Below are 16,568 nucleotides of genomic sequence, written 5' to 3' on the forward strand. Positions count from 1 at the left end.
CGCCCCGGAGGTGTTGTCCGGCCTGGTGGTGCTCTGTGCGGTGGGTGTTCAGGTGGTGGGCCAGTCGGTGCAGGAGTTGAGGAGTTGTTCTCCCTCGAACCTGGCGACCTGTACGCCTACCATGAGCATTCCGTCGTTGGGGAAATAGGAATCCCAGGCCTTGTAGGTGCCGTTGCCGCCGTAATTGGCGCGCCAGGGCCAATTGACCGGGGTGCCGCCGATCTTCTTCCCGATGAGTCTGATTCTCACGTGGTGGCCGTCCGCCTTGTTGTCGTGGACGCCCATGTGGACCCCGACCTTTTTGCCGGTCTCCCCGACGTGCCAGCTCTGGACGGTCACGGCTCCGCCCGCGCCGGTGGTGAAGCAGTGGTTTGTCTCGGTCGCGGCGTGGGCGGGGGCCGTTCCCATGGTTGCCAGGAATGCGGCGGCTGCGGTTCCGGTCAGGAGGGTCTTGACGGCTTTTTTCATTGTGCGCCCGTTCTTTATTCGTTCGAATTTCGCTCCAATTTATCATCGAGTAAATGTTCGAGTGAGTCGCTTTTCCGGCAAGAGGCTGCCTGGCTTTGTCTCTTTTTCGCCTTGGTTTATCCGCGTGATTTCGCTAGGGGCTGTCCGGGGCAGCGCTCAGGGGGTTGCGGTGGTTGTGGAGGGGGTCTCCCGCGCCGCCCGGAGCGTCGTGTCGTGCGGTTCGAAGCGGACGACGACCGACTTGCTGGCCGGGGTGTTGCTGGTGTCGGCCGTGGAGCCGAGGGGGACCAGCACGTTGGTCTCCGGGTAGTAGGCGGCGGCGCAGCCCCGGGCGGTGGGGTAGTGGACGACACGGAAGCCCGCCGCGCGGCGCTCGACGCCGTCCTTCCACTCGCTGACGAGGTCGGTGTAGGCGCCGTCGGCGAGGCCGAGGGCCGCGGCGTCCTCGGGGTTGACCATGACGATGCGGCGGCCGCCCTTGATGCCCCGGTAGCGGTCGTCGAGGCCGTAGATGGTGGTGTTGTACTGGTCGTGGGAGCGCAGTGTCTGCAACAGCAGCCTGCCGTCGGGGAGTTCGGGGTACTCGACGGGGGCTGCGGTGAAGTTGGCGCGGCCGGTGGCGGTGGGGAAGCGGCGCTCGTCGCGGGGGGCGTGCGGGAGGGTGAAGCCGCCGGGGCGGGCCACGCGGGCGTTGAAGTCCTCGAAGCCGGGGACGACGCGGGAGATGCGGTCGCGGATGGTGGCGTAGTCCCGCTCGAAGGCCTCCCAGTCGGTACGGGAGCCGGGGCCGAGGACGGCGCGGGCGAGGCGGGCGACGATGGCCGGTTCGGAGAGCAGGTGGGGGCCGGCGGGGGTGAGGTTGCCGCGCGAGGCGTGGACCATGCCCATGGAGTCCTCGACGGTGACGAACTGCTTGCCGCTCGCCTGGACGTCCTTGTCGGTCCGGCCGAGCGTGGGCAGGATCAGCGCGCGGGTACCGGTCACGGCGTGGGAGCGGTTGAGCTTGGTCGAGACGTGGACGGTGAGGCGGGCGCGGCGCATCGCGGCCTCGGTGACGGCGGTGTCGGGGGTGGCCGCGACGAAGTTGCCGCCCATCGCGAAGAAGACCTTCGCCTCGCCGTTGCGCAGGGCCTGGATGGAGCGCACCACGTCCAGGCCGTGGTGGCGCGGCGAGGTGATGCCGAACTCCTTGTCGAGGGCGTCGAGGAAGGCCGGTGCGGGCCGCTCGAAGATGCCCATGGTGCGGTCGCCCTGGACGTTGGAGTGGCCGCGCACGGGGCACACGCCGGCGCCGGGGCGGCCGATGTTCCCGCGCAGGAGGAGGAAGTTGACGACTTCGCGGATGGTGGGCACGGAGTGCTTGTGCTGGGTGAGGCCCATGGCCCAGCAGACGATGGTGCGTTCCGAGGCGAGGACGAGGGCGAGGGCCTGTTCGATCTCGGCGCGGGTGAGGCCGGTGGCGGTGAGGGTCTCGTCCCAGTCGGCTGCTTCGGCGGCTCGGGTGAACTCCTCGTAGCCGTGGGTGTGTTCGGTGACGAACGCGGTGTCGACGGCCCCCTCGGTGGCGAGGATCAGTTGGTTGAGGAGGCGGAAGAGGGCCTGGTCGCCGCCGATGCGGATCTGGAGGAAGAGGTCGTTGAGCGGGGTTCCCTTGAGCATGCCGTGCGGGGTCTGGGGGTTCTTGAACCGTTCCGTCCCGGCCTCGGGGAGCGGATTCACCGAGATGATCTTCGCTCCGGAGGTCTTGGCCTTCTCCAGGGCGGACAGCATCCGGGGGTGGTTCGTGCCGGGGTTCTGTCCGGCGACGATGATCAGGTCGGCCTGGTGGAGGTCCTCCAGCGAGACGCTGCCCTTGCCGACGCCGATGGTCTCGGTGAGCGCGGAGCCGGACGACTCGTGGCACATGTTGGAGCAGTCGGGGAGGTTGTTGGTGCCGAACTCGCGGGCGAAGAGCTGGAGCAGGAACGCGGCCTCGTTGCTGGTGCGGCCGGAGGTGTAGAAGAGGGCCTCGTCGGGTGAGTCGAGGGCGGTGAGTTCCTCGGCGATGATCGCGAAGGCGCGTTCCCAGGTGATCGCCTCGTACCGGTCGGCGCCTTCGGGGAGGTAGACCGGCTGGGTGATCCTGCCCTGCTGGCCGAGCCAGTAGCCGCTGCGTTCGGCGAGGTCGGCCAGGGGGTGGGCGGCGAAGAAGTCGGGGGTGACGCGGCGCAGCGTCGCCTCTTCGGCGACGGCCTTCGCCCCGTTCTCGCAGAACTCGGCGGTGTGCCGCTTGTCGCCCTCGGGCCAGGCGCAGCCGGGGCAGTCGAAGCCGTTCTTCTGGTTGACCTTGAGGAGGGTCTGCGCGGTGCGGCGCACCCCCATCTGCTGCTGGGCGATGCGCAGGGAGTGGGCGACGGCGGGCAGGCCCGCGGCGGCGTGCGGGGCCGGCTCGACCTGCGGGGCGTCCTGGACCGGGTCACCGGTCGGCGGCTTGGTGGCCATGATGCTGCTCCCCTTCGAGCGCTCGTCCGCGTGAGCGGACGTGTCGATGTCCTCACCATCGATCCTGTCACGGTGGCGCAAGGCCGTGCCGGTCCGGATTGTCAGTGGGCCGTGGCAGGATCGGGGGCGTGGCTGAGACGGCATCGAAGAACACGGCAGACAACCGACCGCGCCTGCTCCTCATGGACGGGCACTCCCTGGCGTACCGGGCGTTCTTCGCCCTGCCCGCGGAGAATTTCACGACGGCGGTGGGGCAGCCGACGAATGCCGTGTACGGCTTCATGTCGATGCTGGCGAACACCCTGCGTGATGAGGCGCCCACGCACTTCGCGGTGGCGTTCGACGTGTCGCGCAAGACCTGGCGTGCGCAGGAGTTCCCGGAGTACAAGGCGAACCGTTCCAAGACCCCCGACGAGTTCAAGGGGCAGGTCGAGCTGATCGGCGAGCTGCTGGACGCGATGCACGCGGACCGGTTCGCGGTGGACGGTTTCGAGGCGGACGACGTCATCGCGACGCTGGCGACCCAGGCCGAGGCGGCCGGGTTCGAGGTGCTGATCGTCACCGGCGACCGGGACTCCTTCCAGCTGATCACGGAGAACGTGACCGTGCTGTACCCCACCAAGGGGGTCTCCGAGCTGACCCGGTTCACCCCGGAGAAGGTCGTCGAGAAGTACGGGCTCACCCCGCAGCAGTATCCGGACTTCGCCGCGCTGCGCGGCGACCCGTCCGACAACCTCCCCGGCATTCCGGGCGTCGGTGAGAAGACGGCCGCGAAGTGGATCAACCAGTTCGGTTCGTTCGCCGAGCTGGTCGAGCGGGCCGAGGAGGTCAAGGGCAAGGCCGGGCAGAATTTCCGGGACCACCTGGACGCGGTGAAGATGAACCGCGTGCTGACCGAGATGGTCCGGGACGTCGAGCTGCCGAAGACCCCGGCGGAGCTGGAGCGCGCCCCGTACGACCGCACGGCGGTCACCGGTGTGCTGGACATACTGGAGATCCGCAACCCGAGCCTGCGCGAGCGCCTTCTCGCCGTCGACCCCGGGGCGGCGGAGGCCGAGCCGCCCGCGCCCGCCGCCGGGATCGAGCTGGACGGGGCCGTGCTCGGCTCCGGCGAGGTCGCCCCGTGGCTGGAGGCGCACGGCGCGCAGCCCCTCGGCGTCATGACGGTCGACACCTGGTCGCTCGGCTCGGGCACGGTCACCGAGGTCGCGCTCGCCGCCGCCGACGGGGCCGCCGCCTGGCTGGACCCGACGCAGCTGGAGGAGGCCGACGAGCGGGCGTTCGCCGCCTGGGTGTCGGACCCGGCCCGGCCGAAGGTCCTGCACAACGCGAAGAACGTGATGCGGGTCTTCCCGGAGCACGGCTGGCGGCTCGAAGGCGTCACCATGGACACGGCGCTCGCCGCGTATCTGGTGAAGCCGGGCCGTCGCTCCTTCGCCCTGGACGCGCTGGCCGTGGAGTATCTGGGCCGGGAGCTGGCCCCGGCCGCCGCCTCGGACGGGCAGCTGGCCTTCGGCGCGGACGACCGGGCCGAGCAGGACGCCCTGATGGCGCAGGCCCGCGCCGTGCTCGATCTGGGCGACGCGTTCACCACCCGTCTCAAGGAGGTGGGCGCGGCGGAGCTGCTGCATGACATGGAGCTGCCGACCTCCATCCTCCTGGCCCGGTTGGAGCGGCACGGGATCGCCGCGGACCGGGCCCATCTGGAGGGGATGGAGCAGCAGTTCGCCGGGACGGTGCAGCAGGCGGTGAAGGAGGCGCACGCGGCGGTGGGCCGAGAGTTCAACCTCGGTTCGCCCAAGCAGCTCCAGGAGATCCTCTTCGGCGAGCTGGGCCTGCCGAAGACGAAGAAGACCAAGACGGGTTACACGACGGACGCGGACGCGCTGGCCTGGCTGGCCGCGCAGACGGAGCACGAGCTGCCGGTCCTGATGCTGCGCCACCGCGAGCAGGCCAAGCTGCGGGTCACCGTCGAGGGGCTGATCAAGACGATCGCCGCCGACGGCCGCATCCACACCACGTTCAACCAGACGGTCGCGGCGACCGGCCGGCTCTCCTCCACCGACCCCAACCTCCAGAACATCCCGGTCCGCACGGACGAGGGGCGGGCGATCCGCCGGGGCTTCGTGGTCGGCGAGGGCTTCGAGACGCTGATGACGGCGGACTACAGCCAGATCGAGCTGCGGGTGATGGCGCACCTCTCCGAGGACGCCGGGCTCATCGAGGCGTTCACCTCCGGCGAGGACCTGCACACCACGGTCGCCTCGCAGGTCTTCGGCGTCGAGAAGGACGCGGTCGACGCGGAGATGCGCCGCAAGATCAAGGCCATGTCCTACGGCCTGGCCTACGGTCTCTCCGCGTTCGGCCTCTCCCAGCAGCTGAACATCGACCCCGCCGAGGCCCGGGTGCTGATGGACACCTACTTCGAGCGGTTCGGCGGGGTGCGGGACTATCTCCACCGGGTCGTCGAGGAGGCCAGGGCCACCGGGTACACGGAGACGATCCTCGGCCGGCGCCGCTATCTCCCCGACCTGAACAGCGACAACCGCCAGCGCCGCGAGGCAGCCGAGCGGATGGCGCTGAACGCCCCGATCCAGGGCACCGCGGCGGACATCGTGAAGGTGGCGATGCTGCGGGTGGACAAGGCGCTCACCGAGGCGAAGCTGACCTCGCGGATGCTGCTCCAGGTCCACGACGAAATCGTCCTGGAGATCGCGAAGGGCGAGCGGCAGCAGGTCGAGGAGATCCTGCGCCACGAGATGGCGAACGCGGTCGAACTGCGCGCCCCGCTCGATGTGTCGGTCGGCGTCGGCAAGGACTGGGAGTCGGCCGCGCACTGAACCGCCGGCAGGGGCCCTGCCGCGGTCGGGTCACTCCCGGCCGGCAGGCACTTCGGTGGGGGACGCGTCCGGTACGGGGATCCGCTCCGGGTTCTCCGGGGGGCGGCGGCTGCCCGGCCGCCGCATCCACACCCCGTACAGCAGCAGCCCGGCCGCCAGCCCGGCGCCCGCGCCGAAGCACGCGGTGGGGATGATGTCGAGCGGGCTCTCCACCCCGCCGAAGCGGGCGTACCAGCGGACGCACCGGTGGACGGCGCCGGCCAGCACGCACAGGCCCAGCAGGCCGAGGGCCCCCCGCCTCTCCCGGCGGCCGAGCACCGGCACCTCCCCGGGTGCGGGGGCCTTCGGGATCTGCCGGATCCCGGTGGCGGCGAACCAGCCGATGACGACGAGGGCCAGGGCCGAACTGCCGTACTGGGCGAACTGGTACACCGGGAAGCCGCCGACGCTGCGGCCGAGCACCGGCAGCAGCTCGGTCCCCCACCGGCTGTGGTGGGTGAAGGCGTCCCACACCACGTGCGTGGCCGCGCCCAGCGCGCCGGAGAGGGCGAACCACAGCCAGGCGGTGGGCCCGAAGGAGTCCCGCGTCCACCGCCGCCCCCGGACGAAGGCGTGGACGCGGCCCCGTACGCGTACCGGCAGCAGCGCGGTCAACGGCTCCCGCAGCAGGACCCACACCGTCACCAGCGCCGCCGCGATGACCACGTTCACCGTGACGACACCGAGGAAGGTGTGCGTGAACGCCCCGAACTCCATCGCCCCGGGGATCACGGTGTCGGCGAAGTAGGTGATGTCGGGCGCGAACGAACCGGCGACGAGCGCGGAGGGGAACAGCGGCCACCGGGCCGTCCCGTTCCGGCGGATCGCCGGGAGCACAGCGGCGGCATGACTGAGCGTGAACGGCATGGCGGCAAGTATGCGGGACCGTTCGGGCACCCTTCCGTGGCCGGGAGGACAACATGCGCCCGCGAACGTGAAAAAACAGTAAGAAGCGGTCAGCCCTCGGTGCCTGGGCGACACAAGGTGCCGTAGGGTCGCTGGAGTCCTTGCGCTGGGGAGCGCGAGCAGCCTTCGAGGGGGAGGGACCGGAACGTATGGCAGCGCACATTCGCCGACGTCTGCGCAAGGGGGCCACGACCACCGCGGTGGCGGCGGCCGCCGTGGCGGCACTCGCGGCCTCGCAGGCGCCCGCGGCGACCCTGGCCGAGGGGCCCGCCGGTGGCGGTGACCCGAAGGCGGCGGGCGAGGACACCGCGAGCACCGACGGCGCCGCGACCGGCAACTCGCCCTACTACACGGACCTTCCGCCCCTGGTCACGCCCAACAAGCCCGGTTCCTCCAGCAGCCTCCCGGCGGCCGGCAGCGCCGAGGCGGGCATTCCGGCGACGGTCCTGGCCGCGTACAAGCAGGCCGAGCAGACCGTCGCGACCACCGACCCCGGCTGCCGGCTGCCCTGGCAGCTCCTCGCCGCGATCGGCAAGGTCGAGTCCGGCCACGCCCGCGGCGGACGCGTCGACGCCAACGGAACCGCGAGCCCCCCGATCCTCGGGCCGGCCCTCAACGGCCAGGGCTTCGCCCTGATCAAGGACACCGACGGCGGGGCGTACGACAGCGACGCGGTCCACGACCGCGCGGTCGGCCCGATGCAGTTCATCCCGTCGACCTGGGCGTCCTGGGGCCAGGACGCCAACGGCGACGGCCGCAAGGACCCCAACAACATCCACGACGCGGCGCTCGCCGCCGGCCGCTACCTCTGCGCCAACGACCGGGATCTGGCCATCGCCGCCGACCTCGACCGGGCCGTGCTGAGCTACAACCGGTCGAACGAGTACCTGCGTACGGTCCGCTCCTGGTTCTCGTACTACCAGCGCGGCACGCACGAGATCCCCGACGGCACCGGAACGCTGCCCACCTCCCCGAGCACCCCCTCCCCGAGCACGAGCCCGAGCCCCCTTCCGGGCACCGGTTCCGGCCCGAGCACCACCCCGAGCCCGAAGCCCTCCCCGGACAAGCCGGGCGGGAAGCCGAGCCCGGGCCCCTCGAAGCCCGGCGACGGCTCCACCAGCCCGACGCCGAAGCCGCCCACCTCCAAGCCGACCCCGGCCGAGACGTTCGGCTCCCTGGAGAACGCGGGCACCGGCCCGCTGCGCGCCACCGCGGGCCAGACGTTCGACGAGCGGGTCACCGTCCTCGCCCGCAACGCGCTCGGCGCCCCGCTCGGCAAGGTGCCCGTCACGTTCACCGTCACCGGGAACACCGGCACGGTCTTCGCCGGCGGCAAGAAGACCGTCACGGTGCGGACCGGGTCCGACGGCACCGCCACCGCCCCGGAGCTCCGGGCCGGTGAGAAGGCCGGGGAGTTCACGGTGACCGCCGTCGCGGGCACCGGCAGGCCGCGCACCCTGACCTACGCGGCCACCGTCACCGCCCGCCAGGCCGACGCGATCGCCCGGACCGACGAGAAGGCGCTCGTCGCCGCACCCGGCCAGAAGTTCGCGGACGCCGTCACCGTGAAGGCCACGTACCAGGACGCCGCGGCGGCCGGAGTGACCGTCACCGCCACCATGGTCAAGGGCCCCCTGGGTCTCTTCGACAACGACAAGGGCCCGTACTTCAAGGACGCGGCCGGCAAGCCGCTGCGCACCCTGACCACCCTGACGACGGACGCCGAGGGCGTGCTCCGGCTTCCGGAGATCTTCGCGGACGACACCGAGGGCACCTTCAGACTGCGCCTCACCACCGAGGGCGGCGCCTCGGTCACCATCGAACTCACCGTCCGGGCCCCGGAGGAGACCGCACCGGAGGAGACCGCACCCGGGGAGACCGCCCCGGAGGCGACGGCGACCCCCGAAGCCTGATCCCCGCGGCCCCCGCCGCACCGCACAGCCCCTCGGCCGCCCGCCGAGGGGCTGTCCGCTGTGTTCTCATCTCGCGCCCCGGTTGCTACGGTGCCCCAGCCCTGACGGCCCATCAGGTCACCGTCGTCGGATCACCACCCCGGGAGGCCGAGCATGCGTGCCCTCGTCGCCGCCGCCATCGGACTGGCCGCCGCCCTCGCGCTCGTGTTCACCGTCGCCGCCGTCGGCTCCCCGGCCGGGGAGACCTCGCCGAAACCCCTGCTGACCACCGTCCCGGGACCGAAGAGATAGCAGCCGCCAGAGGGAGAGGTCACCACCATGCGCCGCCGAGCCGGTCTCGTACTCCTGGCATTCGCCGTGTTCTTCGCCGCCCTGTCGCCCCTGCTGCGCTGGTACGCCTTCCCGCGCCTGGCCAAGGTCCCGCCGAACCAGTACCAGGAAGTCGTCCTGGAGGCGTCCCCCGCGACCCTCCTCGACTACACCACCCTCAAGGCCAGGGAGGTCGAGAAGGTCACCATCGTGCAGACCCTCAAGGGCAACGTGGAGGAGTCCGAGAAGATCGAACGCAGCGCCGGACGCGACGTCGTCGTCTGGGACGCGCTCTCCTACATCCAGGGCCCCGACGGCAAGATGGTCTCCGCCATCCCCGAGCGCTACATCTTCGACGCCCACACCCAGGCCCCCGTCAACGCCACCGGCGAGATGGTCGACGGCGACCCGGTCCGCCGCGAGGGCATCGAGTACAAGTGGCCCTTCCTCACCGAGAAACGGGACTACGCCTACTTCGACGCCCAGACCCGCACCACCGCCCCCATCCACTACAAGGGCACCCGCACCTTCCGCGGCCTGGAGGTCTACTACTTCGAGCAGACCATCCCCTGGACCAAGGTCCCGATGCCGAAGAAGATGCCCATCCAGGGCGTCACCGCCGAACAGATCGCGCAGACCGGCATGACCCGCTGGTACACCACCCGGCGCATGTTCTGGGTCGACCCCGTCACCGGAGCCCCCGTCAACGGCGAGGAGATCCACACCGAGGAGCTGCGCGACGCCAAGAAGATGGGCATGTCCGAGGACACCGTCACCGCCTTCTCCGGCCACGTGAAGATGCGCGACGACTACATCGCGGACACCGTCGACCTGGTGAAGTCCCAGCGCGTCCTGGTCCTCCTCCTCACCTCCTACCTGCCCTGGGGCTTCCTCGGCCTCGGCATCGGACTGCTCGCGCTCGCCCTCTGGCTGGAGGCGCGGTCCCGCCGGCCCGAGAGCCCTACGAACGCCTGAGCCTGGCCGAGGTGAACCGCGTCGCCGGTACGGTCGCGGGGTCCTCCGGCCACGGATGCCTCGGGTAGCGGCCGCGCAGCTCCGCGCGGACCGCCTTGTAGCCCTCCCGCCAGAACGACGCCAGGTCCGCCGTCACGGCCGCGGGCCGCCCGGCGGGGGAGAGCAGGTGCACCAGGACCGGCACCCCGGCCACCCGGGGCGTCTCGGCCAGCCCGAACAACTCCTGGAGCTTCACCGCCAGCACGGGCTGCTCGCCGCCGTACTCGACCCTGATACGGGAGCCGCTCGGCACCTCGATCCTCTCCGGCGCCAGCTCGTCCAGCCGGCCGGCCTCCCCGCTCGCCCAGGGCAGCAGCCGCCGCAACGCCTGGCCCGCGTCGATCCGACCCAGGTCGAAGCGGCGCCGGGCCCGCGACAGCTCCGGCTCCAGCCACGCGTCCGGATCCGCCAGCAGCGCCCCGTCCGAGACGTCGGGCCACGGCGCGCCCCGCACCCGGTGCAGGAACGCCAGCCGCAACCGCAGCTGCTCGGTCTCCCGGTTCCACCGCAGCAGCCCGAGCCCCTCGCGCCGCAACCCCTCCACCAGGGCCCCGCGCACCAGCTCCGGATCGGGCTGCTTCAGCGGCCGTACCGCCAACTCGACCGCGCCCAGCCGGTCCACCGACCGGGCGACCACCTCGCCGTCCACCCACCGGACCTCCTCGCCCCGCACCCGCAGATGCCCGGCCGCCAGCAGCGCGGTGCCCTCGTCGACCACCGCCGCCAGCCGCACCCGCGCCGACACCGCATGGGCTGGCCGGTCCGCCACCGCCACGGCCAGCCAGGGCGCGCCGCGCAGCCGCGAGGCGTCCCGCGGCTCCGCGCCCGTGCCCGACACCATCAGGAACGCCCCGTCGCCCCGGGCCCGCGCCACCCGCTCCGGGAACGCCAGCGCGGCGACGAGGCCGACCACGGCGTCGTCGGAGCGGGCCTCGCCGGAGCCGGCGCCGTCCACCTGGGCCGACAGCCGGCGCACCTCCTGCTTCCACCGCGCCGCGTATCCGTCCTGGCCCCGGCGGGCGGCCCGCAGCGCCGCCGCGAGATCGTCCCCGTACTCCCTCGGCGGCTCCTCGCTCAGCAGCGCCACCACCTCCGCGGCCCGCCGCGCCCCGACCTCCGCGGCCCCGTCCAACAGGGCCCGCGCCAGCCGGGGATGCAGCCCGAGCCGGGACATCCGCGAACCGCGCCCGGTGACCCGGCCGTCCGCGCCCACCGCGCCGATCGCCGCCAGCACCTCCCGGGCCGCGCCCATCGCCCCGGCGGGCGGCGGGTCCAGCAGGGCGAGCGAAGAGGCGTCCGGATCGCCCCAGCACGCCGCCTGGAGCGCGAACGCGGCGAGGTCGGCGACCTTGATCTCCGGGGCCGGGAAGCGCGCGAGCCGCCCGTCCTCGGCCTGGTCCCAGCACCGGTACACCGCCCCCGGCGCCTCCCGCCCCGCCCGCCCGGCGCGCTGCCGCCCGGCCGCCCGGGAGGCCCGTACGGTGCTCAGGGCGCTCAGCCCCCGGGCGTGGTCGGTACGCGGCTCCCGCGCGAGGCCCGAGTCGACCACGACCCGGACGCCCGGCACCGTCAGCGACGACTCCGCCACCGAGGTCGCCAGCACCACCCGCCGGGTGCCGGACGACCCGGCCAGCACCGCGTCCTGCACGGCGGCCGGAGCCCGCCCGTGCACCTGGAGCACCTCCGCGTCCACCCCCGCGAGCTGCCCGGCCACCCGGCCGATCTCCCCGACGCCGGGCAGGAAGCAGAGCACGTCGCCCTCCCGCTCGGCCAGCGCCCGCCGCACGGTCGCCGCCACATGCGTCAGCAGCGCCGGATCGACCCGCATCCCGTGCGGCGGCTTCACCGGCCGCACGGGCGGGGCCCAGAGGACCTCCACCGGGTACGCGACGCCCTCGGCCTCGACCACCGGGGCGTCGCCCAGCAGCCGCGCCCAGCCCTCCGCGTCCGTGGTCGCGGACGCCGCCACCAGCCGCAGATCGGGCCGGATCGCCTCCCGTACGTCCAGGAGGAACGCGGCCACCGTGTCCGCGTCCAGGTGCCGCTCATGGCACTCGTCGATGATGACCGCGTCGACCCCGGCCAGCTCCTGGTCCCGCTGGAGCCGCTGGAGCAGCACCCCGGTGGTCACGACCTCCACCACCGTCTCCCGCCCCACCACGCGCTCGCCGCGCACCGTGAAGCCGACCCGTTCGCCCGGCCGCTCGCCCAGCAGCCAGGCCATCCGCCGCGCCGCCGCCCGCGCGGCGATCCGGCGCGGCTCGGCGACCACGACCCGGCGCACCGGGCCCCGGCCGGTCAGCCCGGCCAGCACCAGCGGGACGAGCGTCGTCTTGCCGGTGCCGGGCGGGGCGCACAGGACGGCGACGCCCCGGTCGTCGAGCGCGCGCCGCAGGGCGGGCACGGCGGTGCGGACGGGCAGGCGGTCCAGGGCTTCGGTGCGGATCACGCTCCCCAGTGTCGTACGGGCGCTTCCGGCGGGCGCCGTACGGGGCCCTCCGGTGCGAGGAGCCCGGGCGCCGCCGGTCCGGACGGTCAGTCCCGCTCGCAGACGAAGATCGCCGTGCCCGGGATCAGGTTGCCCCGGAGGGGGGACCAGCCGCCCCACTCCTGGTCGTTCCAGGCGGGCCATTCCGGTTCGACCAGGTCGACCAGCCGGAAACCGCCCGCCACCACGTCCCGGACCCGGTCGCCGAGCGTGCGGTGGTGTTCCACATAGACCGCTTCGCCGTTCTCGTCCTGCTCCACGTAGGGGACGCGGTCGAAGTAGGAGGCGGCGACGGACAGCCCCTCGGGTCCGGGCTCGTCCGGGAACGCCCAGCGGATCGGGTGCGTCACGGAGAACACCCAGCGCCCGCCCGGCCGCAGCACCCGGTGGACCTCGCGGAAGACCCGCACGGGATCGGCGACGAACGGCACCGCCCCGTACGCGGAGCAGGCCAGGTCGAAGGAGGCGTCCCGGAACGGGAGCCGGCCCGCGTCCGCCTCCACCAGGGGGAGGCCCTCGCCGATGCGCAGGGCGTGCTGGAGCTGGCGGTGGGAGAGGTCGAGTGCGACGGGGCGGGCGCCCTGCCCGGCCAGCCAGCGCGAGCACTGGGCCGCCCCGGCCCCGATCTCCAGGACGTCGAGGCCCCGGAGGGAGGCGGCGGGGCCCAGCAGGGCGGCGTCCGCCTCGTCAAGGCCCTCCGGCCCCCAGACGAAGCGGTCGTCCCCCAGGAAGCCGCCGTGGTCGCTCTGGTACTCGTCGGCGTTCCGGTCCCACCAGCCGCGGCTGGCCCGGCTGCTCTCCGTCTCGTCCGCGGCTCGGCGTGTGGCTTCCGGCTCCGGGGGTCCCGCGGATTCTGCGGAGTAGGTCCCGTGGATCTCTTGGCTCATCGTGCCCGTCGTTGTAGTTTGCCTTCACCCGCCGCGCGCGGTACGTACCAGGGGGGTGTACCCCGGGTGTGCGGACGCGCGTCCGCGGCGCCGTGCCGTAGTGTTCTCCGGCCTGTCCGGCCCGGGGGAACACCAGTTGTGCCGGAATCGGGGCGGTGTGCCCGGGGTGTGCGCCTTCGCGCATTGACCCTGTCCGGCTGCCCCCGTATGCTACAAGTTGCGCTGCGAGCCTGCGCGCCTCAGACCTAGCAGGCCGCGCTCGCGTCTGTTGCATGTCCCCTCGGTTGTCGAGGCGTCTCTCCGGAAACGGATGGCGCTTTCCAGGCTGTCCGGCTTCTGCAGAGGCGATACGGGCTTTCGGCGTAGCAGTACCTACGACTCTCTGTCCGTACCGGAGCCCTTTCCCACATGACGAGCAGCACCGAGACCACCGCCACCACTCCGCAGGTTGCGGTCAACGACATCGGCGACGCGGACGCGTTCCTCGCGGCGATCGACGAGACGATCAAGTACTTCAACGACGGCGACATCGTTGACGGTGTCATCGTCAAGGTTGACCGGGACGAGGTTCTCCTCGACATCGGTTACAAGACCGAAGGTGTCATCCCGAGCCGCGAGCTCTCGATCAAGCACGACGTCGACCCGAACGAGGTCGTCAAGGTCGGCGACGAGATCGAGGCCCTGGTTCTCCAGAAGGAGGACAAGGAAGGCCGCCTGATCCTCTCGAAGAAGCGCGCTCAGTACGAGCGTGCCTGGGGCACCATCGAGAAGATCAAGGAAGAGGACGGCATCGTCACCGGTACCGTCATCGAGGTCGTCAAGGGTGGTCTCATCCTCGACATCGGCCTCCGTGGCTTCCTGCCGGCGTCGCTCGTCGAGATGCGTCGCGTCCGCGACCTCCAGCCCTACGTGGGCAAGGAGCTCGAGGCGAAGATCATCGAGCTGGACAAGAACCGCAACAACGTGGTCCTGTCCCGCCGTGCCTGGCTGGAGCAGACCCAGTCCGAGGTTCGCCAGACGTTCCTCACGACCCTCCAGAAGGGTCAGGTCCGCTCCGGCGTCGTCTCCTCGATCGTCAACTTCGGTGCCTTCGTGGACCTGGGTGGCGTCGACGGTCTCGTGCACGTCTCCGAGCTGTCCTGGAAGCACATCGACCACCCCTCCGAGGTTGTCGAGGTCGGCCAGGAAGTCACCGTCGAGGTTCTCGACGTCGACATGGACCGCGAGCGCGTCTCCCTGTCGCTCAAGGCGACGCAGGAAGACCCGTGGCAGCAGTTCGCCCGGACGCACCAGATCGGTCAGGTCGTCCCGGGTAAGGTCACCAAGCTCGTTCCCTTCGGCGCGTTCGTCCGCGTCGACGAGGGCATCGAGGGTCTGGTCCACATCTCCGAGCTGGCCGAGCGCCACGTGGAGATCCCGGAGCAGGTCGTCCAGGTCAACGACGAGATCTTCGTCAAGGTCATCGACATCGACCTCGAGCGCCGTCGCATCAGCCTCTCGCTGAAGCAGGCCAACGAGTCCTTCGGTGGCGACCCGGCCTCGGTCGAGTTCGACCCGACGCTGTACGGCATGGCCGCGTCGTACGACGACCAGGGCAACTACATCTACCCCGAGGGCTTCGACCCCGAGACCAACGACTGGCTCGAGGGCTTCGAGGCGCAGCGCGAGGTCTGGGAGACCCAGTACGCCGAGGCGCAGCAGCGCTTCGAGCAGCACCAGGCCCAGGTCATCAAGTCCCGCGAGGCCGACGAGGCCGCCGCTGCCGAGGGCGCTGCCGCCCCGGCCGGCGCCGCTCCGGCCGCCTCCGGTGGCAGCGGTGGCGGTGGCGGCTCCTACTCCTCGGAGTCGGCGGACAACTCCGGCGCCCTGGCGTCGGACGAGGCCCTTGCCGCGCTGCGCGAGAAGCTCGCGGGCGGCCAGAGCTGACGCTCTGACCCCGGCGGCCCATCGGCTGCGGTAGCTGTACGGCAGTAGTGAGGCCCGTCCCCTTCGGGGGGCGGGCCTCACTCGTGCGTTCGCGGTTACGGGGTGACGGCGATGTTGGTCAGCCCCTTGCCGCCGGTGACGGTGTTGCTCGCGTAGACGGTGGTGCGGCAACCGGAGCTGTTGTTGGTGACGTTGATGGCGAGCTGCTTGTCGCCGGTGGCGCCGGAGAGGTTCGAGGTGTTGCCGCGGAAGACGGTGCCGCAGCCCCAGCCGCTCTGCTGGGTGTGGGTCTCGTAGCCGTTGTTGGTGGTGCGCGAGCCCTTGTTGCCCTCGACCAGGACGTTGTTGCCCTTCACGTCGACCCAGGAGTCGTCGTAGTTGGCACCGGTCAGCCCGTGGCCGTCGAAGGTGTTGCCGATGATCCTCGCGCCGGTCGTGCCCTCCTTGATGTCGATGGACTCGCCGCCGACGTCGGGGCCGATGGTGTTGTTCAGGATCTGCGCGTTGTCGCTGCGGTCGGAGAGGTCGCCGGCCGAGCCGACGTACACGCCCTCGCCCATGCCGCGTCCGTTCTGCCCGGTGTCGTAGATCCGGGAGTTCTTCAGAACGCCGTCCCTGCTGGACTTGCGGAAGTGGACGCCTTCCATGTCGAGGTCGTGCACGGTCACCGAGTCGATGACGACGCCGTTTGCCGTGTCGGCCATGATGCCCTTCTGGCCGCCCTTGATGGTGACCCCCTGGACGGTCCAGTACGAGGCGCCGTTCAGGTGCAGCCCGTAGCCGCCGCCCGCGGTCAGGACCGCCCTGCTGGAGCCGGTGAGGGTGATCCGGGCGCCCGAGGTGCCGGGCCGGGTGGCCTTGAAGTTCCCGGTGTACGTGCCGTCGGCGAGCCGGATCGTGTCGCCGGGGGAGACGGTGGTGAGCGCCGCCTTGAGCTGGGACGCGGTGCTGACGTCGATGACCGCGGCGTTCGCGGGCCCGGCGCCGGCCAGGGTGAGACCGCCGGCGGCCAGGGCGGCGGCGAGCAGGGCGGTGAGGGGGGAGCGGCTGCGCATGGGGGTGCCTTCCCGTCGTGGGGATATCCAGAAATTCCTATGTTCTCGTACATGAACATGGGTCGTGTGTCTGAACGTGTTGCTCAGTGACGGTAGGGACGGCGGCGGAGCGCGTCAAGGTCTGGACCAGGATCGGCGGGCGGTGCCGGAAGGGGCGAAGCGTCGCCGCGGGACCGGCGGCTGACGCACCGTGACCCGTCCGCACCGGGCAAAGATCGGGGTGCGGGGAATGCGCGTGCCGC

11 protein-coding genes are annotated in these 16,568 nt (G+C 71.7%); 5 read left to right on the plus strand and 6 right to left on the minus strand.

What is annotated here, in order from left to right; genetic code table 11:
* Positions 1-48 precede the first annotated feature (48 nt).
* A complete protein-coding gene (locus tag DTB53_RS09330) occupies positions 49-468 on the minus strand; it encodes a hypothetical protein (RefSeq protein WP_003969817.1) in 420 nt (139 codons plus the stop codon).
* A gap of 156 nt (positions 469-624) precedes the next feature.
* Positions 625-2,949 (minus strand): FdhF/YdeP family oxidoreductase, encoded by a 2,325-nt coding sequence (locus DTB53_RS09335; RefSeq protein ID WP_012381369.1) that lies wholly within the window; start codon positions 2,947-2,949, stop codon positions 625-627.
* A gap of 128 nt (positions 2,950-3,077) precedes the next feature.
* Between DTB53_RS09335 and polA the strand changes: the two genes are divergently transcribed.
* Positions 3,078-5,789 carry a DNA polymerase I gene (polA, locus tag DTB53_RS09340; RefSeq protein WP_012381370.1) on the plus strand — a complete coding sequence of 904 codons (2,712 nt, stop codon included), beginning with the start codon at positions 3,078-3,080 and terminating at the stop codon, positions 5,787-5,789.
* A 30-nt stretch (positions 5,790-5,819) separates the two neighbouring features.
* Here polA and DTB53_RS09345 read toward each other — a convergent pair whose 3' ends face one another.
* Entirely contained in the window at positions 5,820-6,695 is an 876-nt protein-coding gene (locus DTB53_RS09345) for a DUF4184 family protein (RefSeq protein WP_012381371.1), read from the minus strand.
* Between the two features lie 188 nt (positions 6,696-6,883).
* Here DTB53_RS09345 and DTB53_RS09350 point away from each other — a divergent pair, with 188 nt between their 5' ends.
* The 3 genes from DTB53_RS09350 (at position 6,884) to pgfA (ending at position 9,931) form a co-directional block, all read left to right on the plus strand.
* Positions 6,884-8,647 carry a lytic transglycosylase domain-containing protein gene (locus tag DTB53_RS09350; protein WP_012381372.1) on the plus strand — a complete coding sequence of 588 codons (1,764 nt, stop codon included), beginning with the start codon at positions 6,884-6,886 and terminating at the stop codon, positions 8,645-8,647.
* 153 nt (positions 8,648-8,800) lie between these two features.
* Positions 8,801-8,938 carry an SPW_0924 family protein gene (locus tag DTB53_RS09355; RefSeq protein ID WP_003969822.1) on the plus strand — a complete coding sequence of 46 codons (138 nt, stop codon included), beginning with the start codon at positions 8,801-8,803 and terminating at the stop codon, positions 8,936-8,938.
* Between the two features lie 27 nt (positions 8,939-8,965).
* Complete coding sequence (gene pgfA / locus DTB53_RS09360) at positions 8,966-9,931, plus strand: cell envelope lipid trafficking protein PgfA (RefSeq protein WP_003969823.1); 966 nt, start codon at positions 8,966-8,968, stop codon at positions 9,929-9,931.
* Here pgfA and hrpB read toward each other — a convergent pair.
* Entirely contained in the window at positions 9,918-12,419 is a 2,502-nt protein-coding gene (gene hrpB / locus DTB53_RS09365; RefSeq protein WP_012381373.1) for an ATP-dependent helicase HrpB, read from the minus strand. The two genes, pgfA and hrpB, sit on opposite strands and share 14 nt — an antisense overlap.
* Positions 12,420-12,505: 86 nt before the next feature.
* Positions 12,506-13,345 (minus strand): class I SAM-dependent methyltransferase, encoded by an 840-nt coding sequence (locus tag DTB53_RS09370; protein WP_012381374.1) that lies wholly within the window; start codon positions 13,343-13,345, stop codon positions 12,506-12,508.
* Between the two features lie 408 nt (positions 13,346-13,753).
* On the opposite strand from DTB53_RS09370, the gene rpsA reads away from it, so the two are divergent.
* Positions 13,754-15,271 carry a 30S ribosomal protein S1 gene (rpsA, locus tag DTB53_RS09375; protein WP_003969826.1) on the plus strand — a complete coding sequence of 506 codons (1,518 nt, stop codon included), beginning with the start codon at positions 13,754-13,756 and terminating at the stop codon, positions 15,269-15,271.
* Between the two features lie 95 nt (positions 15,272-15,366).
* Here the strand turns inward: rpsA and DTB53_RS09380 are convergent, their stop codons facing one another.
* The gene (locus tag DTB53_RS09380; protein ID WP_003969827.1) at positions 15,367-16,326 is read right to left on the minus strand and encodes a right-handed parallel beta-helix repeat-containing protein; all 960 of its coding nucleotides are present in this window, start codon (positions 16,324-16,326) and stop codon (positions 15,367-15,369) included.
* Between the last annotated feature and the right edge of the window lie 242 nt (positions 16,327-16,568).

It is taken from the genome of Streptomyces griseus (genome assembly GCF_900460065.1).
GTDB lineage: Bacteria > Actinomycetota > Actinomycetes > Streptomycetales > Streptomycetaceae > Streptomyces > Streptomyces griseus.

Bases quoted from the DNA above. Each gene is read 5' to 3' on its own strand.
- DTB53_RS09330 (WP_003969817.1), bottom strand. From the start codon at position 468: ATGAAAAAAGCCGTCAAGACCCTCCTGACCGGAACCGCAGCCGCCGCA.
- DTB53_RS09335 (WP_012381369.1), bottom strand. From the start codon at position 2,949: ATGGCCACCAAGCCGCCGACCGGTGACCCGGTCCAGGACGCCCCGCAG.
- DTB53_RS09345 (WP_012381371.1), bottom strand. From the start codon at position 6,695: ATGCCGTTCACGCTCAGTCATGCCGCCGCTGTGCTCCCGGCGATCCGC.
- DTB53_RS09350 (WP_012381372.1), top strand. From the start codon at position 6,884: ATGGCAGCGCACATTCGCCGACGTCTGCGCAAGGGGGCCACGACCACC.
- DTB53_RS09355 (WP_003969822.1), top strand. From the start codon at position 8,801: ATGCGTGCCCTCGTCGCCGCCGCCATCGGACTGGCCGCCGCCCTCGCG.
- pgfA (WP_003969823.1), top strand. From the start codon at position 8,966: ATGCGCCGCCGAGCCGGTCTCGTACTCCTGGCATTCGCCGTGTTCTTC.
- DTB53_RS09370 (WP_012381374.1), bottom strand. From the start codon at position 13,345: ATGAGCCAAGAGATCCACGGGACCTACTCCGCAGAATCCGCGGGACCC.
- rpsA (WP_003969826.1), top strand. From the start codon at position 13,754: ATGACGAGCAGCACCGAGACCACCGCCACCACTCCGCAGGTTGCGGTC.
- DTB53_RS09380 (WP_003969827.1), bottom strand. From the start codon at position 16,326: ATGCGCAGCCGCTCCCCCCTCACCGCCCTGCTCGCCGCCGCCCTGGCC.